At 60.1% G+C, this 17,758-nt stretch carries 19 protein-coding genes; 6 read left to right on the forward strand and 13 right to left on the reverse strand.

Annotated features, from left to right (window positions below; all coding sequences use genetic code 11):
• Window positions 1-35: 35 nt before the first annotated feature.
• The 10 genes from fliP to flgB all read right to left on the reverse strand — a co-directional run bounded on the left by fliP (window position 36) and on the right by flgB (window position 6,354).
• On the reverse strand, window positions 36-779 hold the full coding sequence (gene fliP / locus CLV41_RS16535; RefSeq protein ID WP_208987551.1) for a flagellar type III secretion system pore protein FliP: 744 nt from the start codon (window positions 777-779) through the stop codon (window positions 36-38).
• A complete protein-coding gene (locus tag CLV41_RS16540; RefSeq protein WP_103223534.1) occupies window positions 776-1,276 on the reverse strand; it encodes a flagellar basal body-associated FliL family protein in 501 nt (166 codons plus the stop codon). Before CLV41_RS16540 ends, fliP begins: the two co-directional genes overlap by 4 nt.
• A gap of 31 nt (window positions 1,277-1,307) precedes the next feature.
• On the reverse strand, window positions 1,308-2,012 hold the full coding sequence (flgH, locus tag CLV41_RS16545; protein ID WP_103223535.1) for a flagellar basal body L-ring protein FlgH: 705 nt from the start codon (window positions 2,010-2,012) through the stop codon (window positions 1,308-1,310).
• Window positions 2,012-2,548 (reverse strand): MotE family protein, encoded by a 537-nt coding sequence (locus CLV41_RS16550; protein WP_103223536.1) that lies wholly within the window; start codon window positions 2,546-2,548, stop codon window positions 2,012-2,014. Before CLV41_RS16550 ends, flgH begins: the two co-directional genes overlap by 1 nt.
• Before the next feature lie 138 nt (window positions 2,549-2,686).
• Entirely contained in the window at window positions 2,687-3,784 is a 1,098-nt protein-coding gene (gene flgI, locus CLV41_RS16555; protein WP_103223537.1) for a flagellar basal body P-ring protein FlgI, read from the reverse strand.
• A gap of 3 nt (window positions 3,785-3,787) precedes the next feature.
• Window positions 3,788-4,240, reverse strand: a complete 453-nt coding sequence (gene flgA, locus CLV41_RS16560) for a flagellar basal body P-ring formation chaperone FlgA (protein ID WP_103223538.1) — start codon at window positions 4,238-4,240, stop codon at window positions 3,788-3,790.
• A 123-nt stretch (window positions 4,241-4,363) separates the two neighbouring features.
• Complete coding sequence (gene flgG / locus CLV41_RS16565) at window positions 4,364-5,152, reverse strand: flagellar basal-body rod protein FlgG (protein WP_103223539.1); 789 nt, start codon at window positions 5,150-5,152, stop codon at window positions 4,364-4,366.
• A 52-nt stretch (window positions 5,153-5,204) separates the two neighbouring features.
• The gene (locus tag CLV41_RS16570; protein WP_103223540.1) at window positions 5,205-5,543 is read right to left on the reverse strand and encodes a flagellar hook-basal body complex protein FliE; all 339 of its coding nucleotides are present in this window, start codon (window positions 5,541-5,543) and stop codon (window positions 5,205-5,207) included.
• Between the two features lie 2 nt (window positions 5,544-5,545).
• The gene (gene flgC, locus CLV41_RS16575) at window positions 5,546-5,962 is read right to left on the reverse strand and encodes a flagellar basal body rod protein FlgC (RefSeq protein ID WP_103223541.1); all 417 of its coding nucleotides are present in this window, start codon (window positions 5,960-5,962) and stop codon (window positions 5,546-5,548) included.
• Between the two features lie 11 nt (window positions 5,963-5,973).
• Window positions 5,974-6,354: a flagellar basal body rod protein FlgB gene (gene flgB, locus CLV41_RS16580; protein ID WP_103223542.1), complete on the reverse strand. Its 381-nt coding sequence runs from the start codon at window positions 6,352-6,354 to the stop codon at window positions 5,974-5,976.
• A gap of 261 nt (window positions 6,355-6,615) precedes the next feature.
• On the opposite strand from flgB, the gene CLV41_RS16585 reads away from it, so the two are divergent.
• The 4 genes from CLV41_RS16585 (at window position 6,616) to CLV41_RS16600 (ending at window position 9,802) form a co-directional block, all read left to right on the forward strand.
• Complete coding sequence (locus tag CLV41_RS16585) at window positions 6,616-7,068, forward strand: hypothetical protein (protein ID WP_146048580.1); 453 nt, start codon at window positions 6,616-6,618, stop codon at window positions 7,066-7,068.
• A gap of 8 nt (window positions 7,069-7,076) precedes the next feature.
• The gene (locus CLV41_RS16590; protein ID WP_103223544.1) at window positions 7,077-7,445 is read left to right on the forward strand and encodes a PilZ domain-containing protein; all 369 of its coding nucleotides are present in this window, start codon (window positions 7,077-7,079) and stop codon (window positions 7,443-7,445) included.
• 206 nt (window positions 7,446-7,651) lie between these two features.
• On the forward strand, window positions 7,652-8,365 hold the full coding sequence (locus CLV41_RS16595) for a DNA helicase (protein ID WP_103223636.1): 714 nt from the start codon (window positions 7,652-7,654) through the stop codon (window positions 8,363-8,365).
• 288 nt (window positions 8,366-8,653) lie between these two features.
• The gene (locus tag CLV41_RS16600; protein ID WP_103223545.1) at window positions 8,654-9,802 is read left to right on the forward strand and encodes a fumarylacetoacetate hydrolase family protein; all 1,149 of its coding nucleotides are present in this window, start codon (window positions 8,654-8,656) and stop codon (window positions 9,800-9,802) included.
• A 408-nt stretch (window positions 9,803-10,210) separates the two neighbouring features.
• Here the strand turns inward: CLV41_RS16600 and fumC are convergent, their stop codons facing one another.
• Window positions 10,211-11,596: a class II fumarate hydratase gene (fumC, locus tag CLV41_RS16605; RefSeq protein ID WP_103223546.1), complete on the reverse strand. Its 1,386-nt coding sequence runs from the start codon at window positions 11,594-11,596 to the stop codon at window positions 10,211-10,213.
• A gap of 22 nt (window positions 11,597-11,618) precedes the next feature.
• Window positions 11,619-12,428 (reverse strand): alpha/beta hydrolase, encoded by an 810-nt coding sequence (locus CLV41_RS16610; protein WP_103223547.1) that lies wholly within the window; start codon window positions 12,426-12,428, stop codon window positions 11,619-11,621.
• A gap of 431 nt (window positions 12,429-12,859) precedes the next feature.
• On the opposite strand from CLV41_RS16610, the gene lexA reads away from it, so the two are divergent.
• A complete protein-coding gene (gene lexA / locus CLV41_RS16620; RefSeq protein ID WP_103223549.1) occupies window positions 12,860-13,570 on the forward strand; it encodes a transcriptional repressor LexA in 711 nt (236 codons plus the stop codon).
• Window positions 13,571-13,604: 34 nt separating this feature from the next.
• Here the strand turns inward: lexA and CLV41_RS16625 are convergent, their stop codons facing one another.
• The gene (locus CLV41_RS16625; RefSeq protein ID WP_170107223.1) at window positions 13,605-15,863 is read right to left on the reverse strand and encodes a ComEC/Rec2 family competence protein; all 2,259 of its coding nucleotides are present in this window, start codon (window positions 15,861-15,863) and stop codon (window positions 13,605-13,607) included.
• A gap of 291 nt (window positions 15,864-16,154) precedes the next feature.
• Here CLV41_RS16625 and gltX point away from each other — a divergent pair, with 291 nt between their 5' ends.
• Complete coding sequence (gene gltX, locus CLV41_RS16630) at window positions 16,155-17,579, forward strand: glutamate--tRNA ligase (RefSeq protein ID WP_103223551.1); 1,425 nt, start codon at window positions 16,155-16,157, stop codon at window positions 17,577-17,579.
• The last annotated feature ends 179 nt before the right edge of the window (window positions 17,580-17,758 follow it).

Consider the following 17,758-nt stretch of genomic DNA (forward strand, 5'->3'; position numbering starts at 1 on the left):
CTCCGCTCTGTTCTCAGGCTACAGGGATAATTTCTTCAGAAAAAAGATCGTACCAGGCTACCCACCAGAAGGTTCCAGCCATCGATCAGGACAAAGAACAAGGCCTTGAAGGGCAAGGATATAACCGTCGGCGGCAGCATCATCATGCCCATGGACATGGTAATCGTGGCCACGATCATATCGATCACGAGGAAAGGCAGCGCGATGAGAAAGCCTATTTCGAAACCGCGCCGCAGCTCCGATATCATGAAGGCTGGAATGAGCACCCGCAATTCGACCTCTTCGGCCGTTTGGGCTTCATTTTCGGTCACCCTGCCTGCGGCAAGGTCGTCGAACAGAACCAGGTCCTCTTCCCGCACCTGTTCGAGCATGAATTCCCGGAAAGGCGTCGTGACGCGCACATAGGCAACCTCCTCGGAAATCTCATTGTTCATCAATGGCTGAATGCCGTCTTCCCAGGCCTTGTCGAAGGTCGGCGCCATGACGTAGAAAGTCATGAAAAGCGCAAGGGAAATCAGGATGAGGTTGCCGGGCGTCGTCTGCAGACCGATGCCCGAGCGCAGGAACGAAAAGGCGATCACGAACCGGGTGAAACTGGTGACCATGATCAGGATGCCCGGTGCAAGCGAAAGCACCGTCAGAAGAGCGATCGCCTGAATGATCCGGCCGCTCGCGCTGCCTTCGCCAGCCGGCAGCAACGCCGACAGGTCAGGTACCTGAGCAGCCGCCTGGCCGGTCAGCACAAACAGCGCGGCGGCGGAAACCAGAAGCCGGATCATTGAATCACCACCGACTCCAGAATGACTTCATGGATCTGTCCCTTCGACCGGGTCTTCGCGCGTTCCGTGAGATCTTCCTTGAGGTGCTGGAGACCGGCGCCGCCTTCAAGGTGGCCCAATGTCAATGTCCGCAAATAACCGAGGAAATCGTCTTCCACCTTTTTCCGCAAAAGCCCCACTTCCCCTTCCGTCTCCTCTTCGAGCAGGATGGAGGCGTGAACCCTTATCCAGGAATCTTTAGGGGAAGCCAGATTGGTCACCAGCGGATCGAGTTTCTGCAGCCGTGTCGAGACTGAGAAAGGCAGCGTTTCCGAATAGGACTGTTGCTGGCGCTGGCGCCCCTGCACCTCCTGCTCGGTATAGTCCACGAGATATTTCGCGAATACGGCGCCGCCGCCACCGCCAACCAGGGTAAGCAGAAGCAGCGCGGCCAGAAAGCTGGACTTTCCGGACTGCTCACCAGCACCGCCGAACGGAGCTTGAATCAATTTGGGCATATGGGTTTTCCCGTTGTTGCCAATGCTCGGATCAGAACGGTGTCACGATGTCGTAAAGCTGCTGTCCCCATCCGGGTTGCTGCACTTCGGTGATCCGGCCACGCCCGCCATAAGAGACGCGGGCTTCCGCGATTTTGTCATAGGGAATGGTGTTGTTGCTCTGAATGTCCCGCGGCCGGACGATCCCGGCGATCTGCAGAATGCGCATTTCATAGTTCACGCGGACTTCCTGGGATCCGGCAATGAGAAGGTTGCCGTTCGGCAGACGGTCCGTCACGACGGCGGCGACCGAAAGCTTGATTTCCTCGGACCGGTCGATTGATCCGGAACCTGACGAACCCGACCCGGAATCCAGATCGAGATCGGCCGAACCATCGGTGTCGGTACTGTCGAAGCTTGTCCCGAACGACCCGCCTATGCCGATATCGGAGGATCGGCGCCGGTCCGAACTGTTATCGAGATTGGCCTTGTCGTTGATATGGATGGTGACGGTCAGAACGTCACCGATCTTCTTGGCCCTGGGATCGGCGAAGAAATTGTCGCGGCCGCTCATCCACAGTGAATTGTAGTCCTTGACGCCGCCCGGCGCGAATGTGCTGAGCGGATAGACCGCGGTTTCCTGTGCGGCCAGACCGTATCCGACAGGCGACATCGCAGGCGCTCTGCCGATGTCGTCCAATTGCCCAGCGCAACCGGTCAGCATCATTGCCGCAAAGGGGTAAACAAGGGTTCGCATCAAAAACTCCGCTGTATGTCCGGGTTGGCGATACCCATCATGGACTGGGTCAGTTGCGCCGCTCTCGCGGGATCCATTTCATCGAGAATGCTGCTGGCAACGCGGGCCTTGAGCTTCAGAAGAACCCCGACGGCGGCTTCTTCGTCCGTTGTCGCCAGTTGCGCGGCGGCGGCTTCCGGGCGCATCCGGCCGATGATCGACACCACCTGGTCCTCGACCTCACTGAGCAGCTCTTCGCGGCGTTCCACCCACGTCTCGAAATCCTGTTCCTTGCGTTGCAGCTCGGCAATCCGATCCCGCAAGCTGGCCTCAAGACTGATCATCTTCCACGTCTGCCACTTGACGCGCGCATCCGAAGCCGCCTCGGCTATGTTCTTGCAATAGAGCTCGCTGTCCGGCGGCGGAACGAGGACTTCCACGAGATCGGGTTTTTCCTTGGGCGCCTGCGCAATGGCGGGACTTCCCGTGAATGCGATTGAAAATACCGCGATTGCCAAGAGGCCCTGCTTCAGGCCGTTGTCCAAAGTGAAAGGCATAGGATGCGCCGTCCTTTGTGCTGAACCGGTTTGATTGCACACTCACAGATCGAGCTTGCGCGGGGCTGGCGGCACCGACAAAAAACGCCGCTCTGGCGGCGGCGTTTCTGCTGGTCGCTGTGGCGGATCTGACAGGCGTTACTGGATAACCAGTTCCGCTTGCAGCGCTCCGGCGGTCTTGATGGCCTGGAGGATCGCGATGATGCCCGTCGGACGAAGGCCTATGCGGTTGAGGCCGCGCACCAGCGTGGGAAGATCCGTTCCCCCGACCATCGCGAGCTGGCCACCGCTTTCCTGGGCGTCAACGTAAGTCCGCGGCACAACGACGGTCTGTCCATTCGAAAACGGCGTTGGCTGAGATACTTCAGGCGCTTCGGAAATCCGGACAGTCAGGTTGCCGTGGGTGATTGCGACGGTCGAGATCTGAACTTCCTTGCCGATGACCACCGTCCCTGTCCGCTCGTCGATCACCACCTTTGCCGTTTGATCGGGACGGACCCGGATGGACTCGATCTCCGAAATGAAGCGGGTAATGCTCATGTTTTTCGGCGGGGTCAGATCCACCGTGCGGTAATCGCGTTCCTTGGCCACACGGATGCCGTAACGCTCCTTGGTGAATTGGTTTATGGCATCGGCAATCCGGACCGCGGTCTTGAAGTCCGGATTGGTCAATTCAAGGGCCAGGTTTGGAATTTGCGAAAATCTCGCTTGCAAATCGCGTTCGATCAGGCCGCCATTCGAAATGCGGCCGACTGTCGGAAAACCCTGCGTCAGGCTTTCCGCCTGCCCGAGTTCGGCGAAGCCGGAAACCGTGACCGCGCCTTGCGCGACAGCATAGATCTGTCCATCGGCGCCGAGCAGAGGGGTTGCAACCAGCGTGCCGCCACCAAGCGACGTCGCATCTCCCAGCGAGGACACGCTCACGTCTATAGACGACCCTTTACCGATGAAGGACGGCATTTCGGCGGTGACGACGACGGCGGCGACATTGCGGGTCCGCAATCGCGCGTCACGCACATTGACACCAAGACTGTCCAGCATCGACTGAAGCGACTGTTCCGTGAACGGCGAATTGCGCAAACTGTCACCGGAACCCTTCAAGCCAATGACCAGGCCATAGCCGACAAGCTGGTTGTCACGCACACCCTGCAGACTGGCAATATCCTTGATACGGACCATCGCGAACGCCGGACAGGCCGTCAGAAAGATGAGAAGAATGCTAAAAAGCCGGACCATTTATCAGTTCTCCACCCGGATAGTGCCATCGTTCTGCACCCGGCCGGACACGACCTGTCCGCTGTCGACATTGCGCACGCGCACGAAACTGCCCGCACCGCCGTTCTGCAGGGCTTCCACCTGCATGACGATGACCAGTCCCTGTTCCTGAAAAACCAGACGCGCCGGTTCTCCGCGCCGCACCAGAACCTGCTTTTCAACCGCCTTGACCGGAATGGGCTGTCCGGGCAGAAGCGTCCGGCGGGCAACCATTCCCACCAGTTCGCCACGATGCGTGGAAACGGCGAATTGCTGAGCGGTACGGCTTGGAAATTTGCGTTCGATCAGATCCTGATGCGAGATTTCCGAACCGGGATGGATTGTCTGCCGGGGAACGGGAAGTTCAACACTGGCCGCAAACGCCGCCTGGCCGAAGCTTGCCGCCAGCAGTAGAGCCGAGAGGGTTCTGATCAGCATGGTCATTTTCCGGGACCTTTCCAGATCAGCCTGTCTGCCTGCAAACTCACACAAAGCCGAAACCGCTGATCGATAATAAGGTGCTCGAGCATCTTGTCCGCGTTCATCTGAACGCGGAATGCTCTAGCGGATGCCGTTGGTTACGGTTCCGGCCATCTCATCGGCGGCCTTCATAACCTTTGAGTTCATTTCATATCCGCGCTGGGCGTTGATGAGCGCCGTGATTTCCTTCACCGGATCGACATTCGAGCTTTCAAGGTAACCCTGCTGGATTACTCCGAAGCCGGGATCGCCCGGTACACCGGCCACGGGAGTGCCGGAGGCTTCCGTTTCGCGGAACAGATTGCCGCCGACCGGCTCGAGGCCGACATCGTTGGCGAAGTTCGCCAGCGTCAGCTGACCCAGTTCGCGTGGTGTCAGTTCACCGTCGACTTTCGCAAAGACCTGGCCGGATTCATTGACGACCACCTCGATTGTCTCGTCCGGGACGATGATCGCGGGTTCGACCGCGTATCCGTCGATGGTAACCAGACGGCCCTCCGCGTTCTTGTTGAAGGATCCGGCGCGGGTATAGAGGGTTTCCTCGTCCGGCCCGGTGATTTCGAACCAGCCCCGTCCATCCAGCGCAACATCGAACTGGTTGCCGGTATTGGTCAGCGAACCCTGGACATGCAGCTTGCGGATGCCCGCTGTTCTGACGCCAAGACCGAGCTGCGCGCCTTCGGGAACCGGATCCTCACCGCCACGGTTCGGCACCCCCTGCAGACGCTCCGCCTGATACAGCAGATCGGAAAATTCCGCCTGGGACCTCTTGAACGAGGTGGTGTTCATGTTGGCGATATTGTTCGCGACCACTTCGACATTGAGCTGTTGAGCGCTCATGCCGGTCGCGGCAATGGCTAGGGCTTTCATGTTTTATCTCCCTGATGGGTTCCGCTGCGTTCAGACGATCTTCCCTTCGGGATCAGATCGACATGCGGCTGATTTCCTGATAGGCGCTCACCACCTTGTCGCGGATGGCGATGGCCGTCTGCAAAGTGGATTCAGCGGCCAGAACGGCCTCCACGACCTGCTGCGCGGAGGCCTGTCCGTCAACGCCGGATATGGCCGCCGCTTCCCCTTGCTTGATCTTGTCGATGGCCTCCTGGGAGACCTGCGCCACGGCCTGTGAAAAGCTGGGAGCGGACGCCTCGGCGGTTCCACCCAGATCCGGGGTGCTCGCCGAATAGCGGGTGGTGGACGTGGCCTTGAGGAGCCCATCCGTCGTCGAGGAAGAGGTCAGGGCGGCAATTTCATTGATCATGGTCAGTTCCTCAGAAGATCGATGTTGCGCATAACCATCTCGCGGGCCTGCGTCATGACTTTCAGATTGGCTTCGTAGGACCGGCTGGTCTCGCGCATGTCCGCAAGTTCCAGCAGCGTGTTGACATTCGGCATCTTTACGAAGCCGTTCTCGTCCGCCGCCGGGTGACCCGGCTCATATTCGATGGTGAACGGCGCCTTGTCGGACCCGATACCCTTGACGGACACAAGATTCGCCTGATGAGCGCGGCTGAACTCGCTCTCGAAAGTGATTGTCTTGCGGCGGTATGGATCGTCTCCGGCGGTTTTTCCGGTGGAACGTGCGTTTGCAAGGTTTTCGGAGACGACACGCAGACGCTCGGATTGCGCGCGCAGTCCGGCGCTGGAAATTTGCAGGGAAGCGGACAATGGATCGGACATGTTCGAATTCCTTATGATTTCACCGAGGCGAGATACATGCGTTGAAACGACTTTGCGATACTGGCGTTCAGGGCATGATCGCGCGCGACTTCGCCCGCCTTCATCAATTCCTGCTCGATGCTGACGGAGTTGCCGGAGTGGGTTACCGTCCAGCTGTCTTGCTTTTCCACATCGGAAGGACGCGAGACGTCCATCGCCTGACCGAGATGGCCGTCATGGGTCGCCGTCATGGCAAGCTGGGCTTCGCTGATCACGGACGTGAACGGCTCCAGGTCCCTGGCGTGGAACCCCGGTGAATTCGCGTTTGCTATGTTCTCTGCGATTGTCGCCTGGCGCAGGGAAAGCCAGTCATTGTTGTGCGAAACGAGTTTGTTCAGGAACACCGGCTCCATCGGAACCTCCTATCAGCTCAGGTTGCCTCAAGGTGTAATCGGCGAACCTTGCCCGAGGCTGTTCCGCAAAAGGTTTCAACGGACGTCCGGCGCAAGCTCCGCGCAATCTTCAAGGTGCATGCAGAAACCTTGCGGGGCTCCAGCCTAAGAGCCTGAAAACCGGCACTATCTGGAGATGTTCCGATGTCGAAACCCAGGCGCAGCCTGTTAGATAAATCGGGTGAAACGCGCCCGGGAAAGGCAGCCTCATGGATGGCCTTCTTGAGCGCTCCGCGCCTGCAAGCGTCCCTTGCCGGAGTTCTGCTTACCGTCGGCACCTTGTCAGCGGCAAACGCGCAAGCGGTGAACTGCGACGCTTACGCCAGATCCTACGCCGATGCGCACACGAGTAACGACCCCACGGACCTGTCCGTCGTTGACGGCGGAATGCGCGGAGCGGTCGCGGGAGGAGCGTGGGAAGGTCCGGGCGGCGCGCGCCGCGGCGCTGTTGCCGGCGGCGCCCTCGCCGTCCTGGATACGCTTGGAAATTACCCCGGCGGCTGGCAGGGCCTGTATGACCTTGCCTACAGCACATGCAGCAATCAGAAGTCACCGGTCAACCACAGGCCCACCACGCTGGGCGATCCGTCCTACAGACCCGCCCCATCGCCAAGGAGAAGACCCGTCCCTCCCTTGCCCTCGCCCCCTGGTATTCCTTTCAGGCAGGACCCGTGAAACCCGCCATGTTCGCTTTCCTGAATTCCGGCAGGAACTCCCTCGCCCGGGCCATCCAAAGACGGCTTTATCCACGCCGGCGCACACGCCTGCGCCCTGCCAAGCTTGCCGGCCTCGACAATGCGTTCATTTGTGACTGCATGATCCGCGATATATCCAAGGGAGGCCTCAGGCTTGTGCTGAACAGGCAAACGGATCTTCCCGAGGAGTTTTATGTTTACGATACGGCTCCCAAAACACTTGCCCAGGTTCAGCTTCGCTGGCGCAATGGCCTTTCGGCCGGGGTCGTCTACCTGGTTCCCCCCGCGCATATCCGTCACTTCAGAAACAGCAGTGTCAGAAAACTGGCTCACAGGCTCTATGCGCTGGACGGCTGACAGCGCAATCCTGGCATAGCTTCGCTGCCCGCCGTATCGGCTTGCCCGAATCATCCACCCGAAATAATCTGAGGGAGGCTTGGCCCGAGCCTCCCCCCTCCACCGGGGAAGTATCCGACATACAGGGCAGCAAACCATCGGACCGTCTGTTCGAGCACCCGCATTAGGAGGGATTGCGTTTTCCGCTCGTAATGGAGGTTTGCGAAATGACCCTTTCCGCACCGGTATTCCAGCTCAAGCGCCGGGCCAAACTGTTGGCCCGCCAGGAAAATATTCCTCTGAGCACGGCGCTGGACCGCATCGCCCGCCAGGAAGGCTTCGCCCATTGGAGTTTGCTCGCGGCCCGATTATCCGGGCATTCTCCCTCCCGAGTCACGATTTCCAGGCTTGAAAACGGAGACCTGGCCCTGCTGGGCGCGCGTCCCGGACAGGGCAAGACCCTTATGGGGCTGCGGCTCCTGCTTGACGCGGCGCGCGAAGGGCGCAAGGCAGTGCTGTTCTCGCTTGAATTTACCGAAAAAACGGCGCGGGAATATCTCGCCAATCTCGGTGACGATCCCCGTGGACCGGCCGACCGCCTGTCGGTCGTTACCTCCGAGGACATCAGTTCGGATTTCATCATGGAATATCTCGACAGCGCCCCAAGCGGAACCATCGCGCTGATCGACTATCTGCAAATCCTCGACCAGCGGAGAAGCAAACCCGATCTGGCCGTGCAGGTAAGGTCCCTTCGGGCATTCGCCCGACAGAGGGGAATAATTCTGGCGTTCCTGTCCCAGATAGACCGCTCCTATGATCCCGGGGTGAAACCTCTGCCGGATATGGAAGATATCCGCCTTCCCAACCGGCTCGACCTGAGCCTTTTCAGCAAGGCCTGGTTCCTTCACGGCGGCAAGGTCCGGTTTCAGTCAGCACCATGAAATGATCTGCGGGGCGACCGGAGCGTACTCGGGTTCTCCATGACCTCTCGCCCCGGCAGTTGGTATACGATTATAAAAAATTACAGCTGAAAGCCGGGTCTCAGATTGAAACAGGGTCGAAACGCATTATTGTGCCGTGAAATTTCCTCTCCAGAGCTTCCTGCGTCCAGTTGAAGGCGGACAGGATGCTCTGGCACTTCAGGTAAGATCAACATTTCTGCTTTCATGTTTTCGTATGAAAGCCGCTTGATCCAATCAACAGCAATTAAGTTAAACTAGGGATGGATTATGAGCTTTCTGGATACTTCCGAGTTGAATGGAACATTTCTTGGCCGGGTCTGGCGGCCGGAAGTAAACGGTCCGGCCGCGGTCACCTTGCGAGACGGACAGGTGATCGACATAACATCGAAAACCGCACCGACGGTTCGCGACATCTGTGAAATGGACGATCCGGCCGCCTACGTCTCGGCCGCCGCGGGCGCCTCCCTCGGCACTCTGGCGGATATTGCTTCCGCCACGCCCGGCGATCTTTCAGCGGTCCATTTTCTGGCCCCCTGCGATCTTCAATCCGTGAAGGCCTGCGGCGTGACCTTCGCGAGTTCCATGGTCGAGCGTGTGATCGAGGAACAGGCCGCGGGCGACCCGCAAAAGGCCGAGGAAATCCGTGGCCGCGTCGGCAGCGCCATCGGTGAAAGCCTGCGCAACATCAAGGCGGGGTCCGAAGACGCCGCCAGAGTGAAGCAGGTTCTGATCGCCGAAGGCCTGTGGAGCCAGTATCTGGAAGTCGGCATCGGTCCGGACGCGGAGGTCTTCTCCAAGGCGCAGGTGCTGTCCTCGATGGGTCCCGGCGCGGATGTCGGCCTCCACCCGATCTCCAAGTGGAACAACCCGGAGCCGGAAGTGGTTCTGGCTGTTTCCTCAAAAGGAAGGATCGTCGGCGCGACTCTCGGCAACGACGTGAACCTGCGCGACGTCGAAGGCCGCTCCGCACTGCTTCTGTCCAAGGCGAAGGACAACAACGCCTCCTGTTCCATCGGTCCGATGTTCCGGCTGTTCGATGCCACCTTCTCGCTGGATGATGTCCGCAAGGCGGAACTGGAGTTGAAGGTCGAGGGACCGGATGGATTTGTCCTCGACGGCCATTCCTCGATGCGGGAAATCAGCCGCGATCCGGAAGATCTCGTTCGCCAGACGGTCGGCCGCCACCATCAGTATCCCGACGGCATTGTGCTTTTCCTGGGCACCCTCTTCGCTCCGACGAAAGACCGCGATGTTCCCGGCGAAGGTTTCACCCACAAGCTGGGCGACGTCGTGACGATTTCCGCGCCCGGCTTCGGGAAATTGAAGAATACGGTCCGCCTCTCGACCGAATGCCCCGAATGGACTTTCGGGATCAGTCACCTGATGCGCAACCTCGCCCAGCGCGATCTGATATGAACAAAAAAGGGGCGGCCCGGTGCCGCCCTTCGGCCTGATGACGAAGTGATAGCTTTACCGCAGTTATCATCCCGGCCAGGCGAAGCGCGAGCCGGCACCGGAGAGCCACAAATCCTTGTTGTAGCTGAAGCTCTCCTACGGTTGACCCTCGGCTCACCGATTCCGGATCTTCGCTACGCTGCATTCGGGATGACTGGCTGGAGCAAATTCATCTCCGTCATGCCATGGCTTGACCATGGCATCCATGCCGTTTCGTCACCCCGAACCCCAGCCTGCCTTGCTGCAAGCTCACGGCATGGATTGCAGGGTCAAGCCCCGCAATGACGAAGCTGACATAATTTTTCAGCAGTCTGAAGGACGGCCAAATCCCGCCCCTCCCGAAATAAATAGCGCAAGACGTTCATCCGCTTACAAGGCAGGATGGATCATCTTCGAGGGGTCGACGACCCTGTCGAACTCCGCCTCGTCGACATACCCAAGGTCAAGGCAGGCCTGCTTCAGGGTCAGGTCGTGTTCGAATGCATGATGCGCCGCATGGCTGGCCTTGTCGTACCCGATGACGGGGCTGAGCGCGGTGACCAGCATCAGCGACTGATCCAGATATTCCCTGATCCGCTTCTCGTTCGGTTCCATGCCATCGACAAGGTAGCGGGCGAAATTGGTACAGCCGTCGCCCATGATCCGGATCGACTGCAAAATGGCATTGATCATCAGGGGTTTATAAACATTCATCTCCAGATAACCGCTCGCCCCGCCAATACCGACGGTGACATCGTTCCCCATCACCTGAGCTGCGATCATCGCCAGCGCCTCGCACTGGGTGGGATTGACCTTGCCCGGCATGATCGACGAGCCCGGCTCGTTCGCAGGAATTTTCAGCTCGTAGAAGCCGCAGCGCGGTCCGCAGGAGAGCAGGCGGATGTCGTTGGCTATCTTGAAGAGCGAGACAGCCAGGGTCCGCAGAGCGCCGCTGAACATCACCAGAGCATCGTGACTGCCCTGCACCGCGAACTTGTTGGGGGCGCTGACAAAGGGAAGACCGGTGAGATCCGCTATCGTTGCGGCGGACCGTTCCGCGAATTCCGGATGGGTATTGATCCCCGTTCCCACAGCCGTTCCACCCAGCGCAAGCGCGTACACGTCCTTAAGGGCATGTTCGATCCGCGCCATGTCCTGGTGCAGCATTTCGGCGTATCCGGAAAATTCCTGCCCGAGCGTCAGCGGCGTCGCGTCCTGCATATGGGTACGACCGACCTTGATGATCGCGTCCCAAGCCTCGGATTTGGCTTTCAGGCTTTCATACAGCGTCCGGACACCGGGCAGCAGCCGGTGCGTCGCCTGAATGGCGGCCGCCATATGCATGGCCGCCGGAAAGGTGTCGTTCGACGACTGGGACATGTTGACATGATCATTCGGATGCACCGGATCCTTTGTGCCCAGCACCCCGCCGGCATGGGCAATCGCCCGGTTGGAGATCACCTCATTGACATTCATGTTGGATTGCGTGCCGCTGCCCGTCATCCACACATGTAGCGGGAAATGCTCGTCCAGCTGTCCGTCCGCCACTTCTTCGGCCGCCCGGACGATCAGATCCGCCAGTTGGCTGTCCAGCAGGCCCAGATCCTCATTGGTCAGCGCCGCCGCCTTTTTGAGAATGCCGTAGGCATGGATGAGTTCAATCGGCATCAGGTCGCTGCCTATGGAAAAATAGGCTACCGAACGCTGTGTCTGTGCGCCCCAGTATTTGTCCTCGGGAACGCTGATTTCGCCCAGGCTGTCACTTTCCGTGCGCATTCGGGATCTCCTGAAGGGTGGCTTACGAAGCCAACAGGGTTGAAGTCAGATTGCTGTCGGGAACTTGCAGACCGTCGATGACATCGAAATGATGCCGGCCAGGTTCTTCATGAAACTCGGCGTTCGGCCAGGCCTCGGACAGCAGGCGGGACTGGCGGATGAATTCCGGTCGTTCGTCCCCGCCGACCCAGGCCACGACAGGACAGGTTCCGCAAGGTGTCTTGAGAGCAGGGCTTTCCGCGATAGCGTCCTCTTCGCTCATCTGGAACGCGTCGTTCATTTTCGTGTTCCGCAACGGACGCAGGTCGTGCAGCCCGCTGATCGAAACAACTTTCTCGACCCGCGCGAGAACGTCCCGCGAAAGGGGCGAGTCGTCGCAGACCAGACGCGTGACGAGATGGCCGCCCGCCGAATGCCCCGTCAACCTGACCGGACCGCCGACCCGCTCGCCGGCCTTGCTGACCGCAAGGCCTATCTGCCGGGTGATGTCCGCTATGCGTACGTCAGGCACCAGATCATATCCCGGCAGGCACACGGACCACCCGCGAGCGAGACACCCTTTCGCGAAATGGGACCACGATGACTTGTCGAATTTAAGCCAGTAGCCGCCATGGACATAAACGACGAGCCCCTTGGCCTTGCCCTCCGGATGAAAGATATCGAGACGCTGACGATCCGTCTCTCCGTACACGATCCCCAGGTCCTTCTCGATCCAGGTTTTCCTGAACGTTTTGGCTTCTTCCTCCCACCGCGGCGGATAGTCCGCAGCCCCCGGAATATGGGCCCCATTGGCGTAGGCATCATCCCAGTCGGTAACTTGTGTACCCGTCATTCACACATCCCTGCCGAATCCGAAATCCAGTCCGGCGCACATCCTTGCAGATTTGTCCCTCCAGCGGAATGGACAGTGTTGAAGCATACCGCCGGTCGATTTGTCGGCCTGGCGGAAATGCCCTCCCATGCTGCGCGTCTACGCAGGACCAGGAAAAGAGGATGGAGCTGCCATACTCGCTTGTGGGCAGATCGGTTTTGTCGCCGTCGACCTCATGATCAAACTTCGGCCCGGCATCTGCGGTCTGCTTCTCTGGACCGCGGACCATCCTGATCAACCACCCGGAGATCCCGTGCGCGATACCAGAGCCTCAATTCAGGTACCCGGCACACCGGAACAGTAAGAGAACATTTACCCTTGCGGAACACAATGGGAACAGGTAGTATGTTCTTGATTTGTACCAATCCGTTCTCGCGATCAGGGGAAGCAATATGTTGACGCGCAAGCAGTATGAACTGCTCATGTTCATTCACGAAAGACTGAAGGAAACCGGTGTCCCGCCGTCTTTCGATGAAATGAAAGATGCGCTTGACCTGCGCTCCAAATCCGGAATTCACCGGTTGATCACGGCTCTTGAGGAGCGCGGTTTCATACGCAGGCTACCCAACCGGGCCCGTGCGATGGAAGTGATCCGCCTGCCGGACTCGATCGCGCCGGGTCTCGGCACGCCGCGGCCGCGCGGCAGCTTTTCCCCGGAAGTCATCGAAGGATCCCTCGGCAAACCGCAAGCCGCGATTCCAGTGACCCAGCCTGCGGGCACCAGCATGGAGATCCCCGTGATGGGCCGCATCGCCGCCGGTGTTCCCATTGAAGCCATCCAGACCCACAGCCATTCCATCAACGTTCCGCAGGAGCTTCTCGGCAAGGGCGAACATTACGCCCTGGAAGTGCGCGGCGATTCCATGATCGAAGCCGGCATTCTGGACGGCGATACGGTCCTGATTCGCCGCACGGACAGCGCCGACAGCGGCGATATCGTTGTCGCTCTGGTCGACGATGAGGAAGCGACCCTGAAACGATTGCGCAAGAAAGGCGCCTCGATTGCGCTCGAAGCTGCGAACCCGGCCTATGAAACCCGTATTTTCGGACCTGGACGGGTCCGTGTTCAGGGCCGCCTGGTCGCCTTGGTCCGCCAGTATTGAGCAGTGGCGGCCTCATCATGCGCTCTGATTTTTGTCACTGACCGCTTCGCTTTAAAGAGCGCCGTACACTTTCCCTGGTGACGATCCCCGGCCTGTGCCAGGGCCGGGGTGAAACGGGAATGGTGTATTCGACCCTGCTGATTTCTGGCTCTGCGGAGCGGCGCCCGGTTGACGGATCGGCGCCGGCCGGATCAGGATGGGACAACCATACCGAGATCGCACCCCGTTGCCGCCGCACCCGCAGGTCGAATACCGTTCGCGTCCGGCAGCCTGACGGCACGATCAGATCGCTTACGACCAAATCGGCATAACGGCAATCCATCGACAGTGCCTGCGGGCTTTTCGGCAGGGCGATTGCCAGCGGAACCGATACGCTCTCCTCAGCATCTTTATCGCGTTGCCCGGCATGGGCCAGGACGACGCATCCGTCCCGATCGCAACGCCGTTGCGGCGATTTCATCGTGCGCGATTCAATCTCCCGCTCAGATATTCCTTCGCGCTGGAACCAGAGCTCCGCCTGAAAGGTCTTCCGCCCTTTGGAGATCCGCAGCAGTCCGGCATCGTCCCGCGCGGCGACGACTTGCCCTGACGCTGAGATCTGAATGTCCGGAGGCCGCGAAAAGGCGATCAGCACCAGGGCCGCGGTGAACGGAACGACCGCCAAAAGCCTCCGCCGGCCGGAAATCAGGAGGACAATGAACAGCGCCGACAAAAGCAGCAGCGCAGACGCGCCGTTCAACGTCCCGACAGCTCCGGCATCCGCACCGAGGTTCGCCGTGAAGGCGGCTGTCTTTTGCAGGATGGACAGGCCGAACGCCATGACATGCAGGGGAAGCGCCCCCAGACCCAGAGGCATCAGCACCAGCGCCAGCACGCCCATCGGCATGACAAGCAGCGAAAATACCGGCATGCCCAGCAGGTTTCCCAGCAATCCGTAAGGGGCGATGCGGCCGAAATGGTGCGCGCCGATGATGCCCGTGGCCAGTCCGGCGACCAGCGCGGTGACGAACAGACCCACGGCCCATTTCCCGACGAAGCGCAGGATATGACCGGCGCGTCCCCCGGCATGACCCTCATCCCGGTGCTGCTTCGACTGCCAGTCCGCGGAGCGATTGCGCCACAGTTCGTAAACGGCAACAAGACAGATGACCGCGGCGAAGGACATCTGAAAGCCGGGAAAGAACAATCGTTCGGGTGCGAGAAACAGCAGGAACAGACCGGCGAGCGCGACACTTCTCAGCGTCAACCCGCGGCGACCGGTGAAAATGCCCAGAAAGACGAGGGCGATCATCAGGAAGGACCGCTGCGTAGCAACCGCCGCGCCGGAAATGAGCAGATAGGCAACGGCAGCGGCCAACGCGGCGACGGCAGCCCATTTGTGGGTCGGCCAGCGCAGCGCCAGAGATGGAAAAAGAGCCAGAAACAGCAGGACCGAGCCGTATGCTCCACCGGCAAACAGCGCCATGTGAAGTCCGGATATCGCCAGGATATGGGCCAGACCCGCTGCCCGCAAATCGTCTTCCTGCTCCTGGCTGATGCCGCTGCGATCCCCGACCAGAAGAGCAATAATGAGAGCCCTTTCCGGCGTGTCCGGCAGAGCTGACTTGATTCGGTCCGTTAGTCCGTCTCGCAAGCTCTGGATTTGCGCCGCCGCGCGCAGCGGCAAGGATGGATCTCCGGTTTCGAAAGGCACGGCCGGACCGTAACTGAACCCGGTTGCTCCAATCCCTGAAAAGAAGGCGCGGTAGGAAAAATCATATCCGCCGGGGCTCACCGGTCCCGCCGGTGGAAACAGCCGCACCCTTACGCTGACACCTTCCCCGACCCCGTTTGGGCTGCCCGCCGGAACCCGCAGGCGTACTTTTTCAGGAAACGTCACTTCGCTCCTCGGGCGCCCGTCTATTGTCTCCACTCCAAGCAGGACCCGGGTCCCCCTCAAACCGGTCCGGCTTTCAAGAACATGGCCGGTTAAAGTGGCGGTCATCGTCTCGCCGAGCCGCGGAGCATCCACGAAGGCGGTCCGGGTTGAGGCAACGGACAGGCCGCAGACCAGTGCGAGCGTCAGTATGGCGGATTTGCCCAGGGTTCCATGACGCCCGGACCAAACGACCAGCGCCAATGCCAGTGCGGCAAGAATGGCCAGCACCGGCCAGTGAGGTTCTTCTGGGAGAAAGTTGTAGACCGCGATGCCTGTGGCAAAGGCGAAGCTCCACCACAACAGCGCGTGACTGTCCCGGCCCCGCTCGTCCGCTTCCGTGCGCGGACCCGTTGGCCCGGAAAGGAAAGCCCACACGGACCTGCGGGTTCCTGCGGCTTCATCGCCTGCGTCTTTCCGGTTGCTCCGGCCGGTTTTAAACGACGGGGCGTCACGAACCGTTGCCGCGGCGGGGCGGCTGTCATCTTGCGGTAGCTCGTTTTGCTCCTTCGCCAACGATCCTTTCACCTCATCACCGGAAGAAACGGGCAATTCCAACCGTAATTAGCGGGCCCCTATTTAGCCTTGCCGAAGCCTGTGCTAAGACCGCGCCACCACGAACGGCGCGGACCGTGCCGCTATTCTTACAGAGACTTTCAAATAATCACCATGCCACAAGAAATCGTCACGCGCTTCGCTCCCTCTCCAACGGGTTTTCTTCATATCGGCGGCGCTCGCACCGCGCTCTTCAACTGGCTGTTCGCCAGGCATCACGGCGGCCGGATGCTGCTGCGCATCGAGGACACCGACCGCGCCCGCTCGACTCAGGAAGCGGTGGACGCCATCCTCGACGGCCTTTCCTGGCTGGGACTTGACTGGGAAGGCGATCCGATTTCCCAGGCTTCGCGGGTGGAACGCCACAAGGAAGCCGTTGAGCAGATGCTCGCCAATGGCACCGCCTATCGCTGCTACTGTTCTCCGGAGGAAATCACCGCAATGCGCGAGAAAGCCCGCGCTGAGGGCAAGCCGCCGCGGTATGACGGCACCTGGCGCGACCGGGATGTCTCCGAGGCACCGCAAGGCGTTGCGCCGGTCGTGCGCATCAGAGCCCCGCAGGACGGCGAGACGGTGGTCGACGACCTGGTACAGGGCCGGGTCGTGATTCCCAACAAGGACCTTGACGATTTCATCCTGCTGCGCTCGGACGGAACACCGACTTACATGCATGCGGTCGTGGTCGACGATCACGACATGGCCGTCACGCATATCATTCGCGGTGTCGACCATCTGACCAATGCCGCAAGACAGACCCTGATCTTCAAGGCGCTCGGCTGGGAAGTTCCGGCCATGGCGCATATTCCGCTCATTCACGGCCCGGACGGCGCCAAACTCTCCAAGCGCCATGGCGCCACCGGCGCGGAAGCCTACCGGGCGATGGGCTACCTGCCGCAGGCCATGCGCAATTACCTCGCCCGTCTTGGCTGGAGCCACGGCGATGAGGAAATCATGTCTCTCGACGACATGATCAAATGGTTCGGACTGGAGGCGGTCGGCCAGTCCGCCGCCCGGTTCGACTTCAAGAAACTCGAAAACCTCAACGGGCATTACATGCGCGCCACAGGCGAAGCGGAACTGCTTGACCACTGGAAGGTCTATCTGGCGCATGCAGAAAACGGCCAGACAGTCCTGAACTGGCTGTCGGCGGGAGAAAACGCCAACACCGCCCTGACCGCCCTGCCCGGCCTGAAGGAACGAGCCAAGACGCTTGTGGAGCTGACCGAAAGCGCCTCTTATCTGTGGCGGCAACGTCCGCTCGACACCGACGAGAAAGCCGACAAGATCCTGACCGATGAGGCAAAGGCGATCCTCGCCGACCTCCACGCCGTTCTGTCTGCCGCTGGCGATTGGGCCGAGGAGCCCCTGGAAGCGGCCGTGAAGGCCTATGCGGAGGAGAAGGAACTGAAGCTCGGCAAAGTGGCCCAACCGCTTCGTGCCGCCCTCACAGGGCGTGGCACGTCGCCTGGCATCTACGACGTGCTGATTGCGCTCGGCAGAGAGGAGTCCCTTGCCAGAATCCAGGATCAGGCTGCCTGATATCAATTGCGCTCCGCGCGCCTGCGGGCAACGCCTCAATTAAATCGGACGGCCGTCCGCAGCCGCCCGATCCGTCTTTGACCAAAGCTTTATACAGGCCAGCTTGCGGCAGTGCGGTAAATGGGCTACGCAAGACGCGAAAATTTCTCAACTGCCGTCCGGCAACCGATATCGGGGCC

It is taken from the genome of Roseibium marinum (genome assembly GCF_002906165.1).
Lineage (GTDB): Bacteria > Pseudomonadota > Alphaproteobacteria > Rhizobiales > Stappiaceae > Roseibium > Roseibium marinum.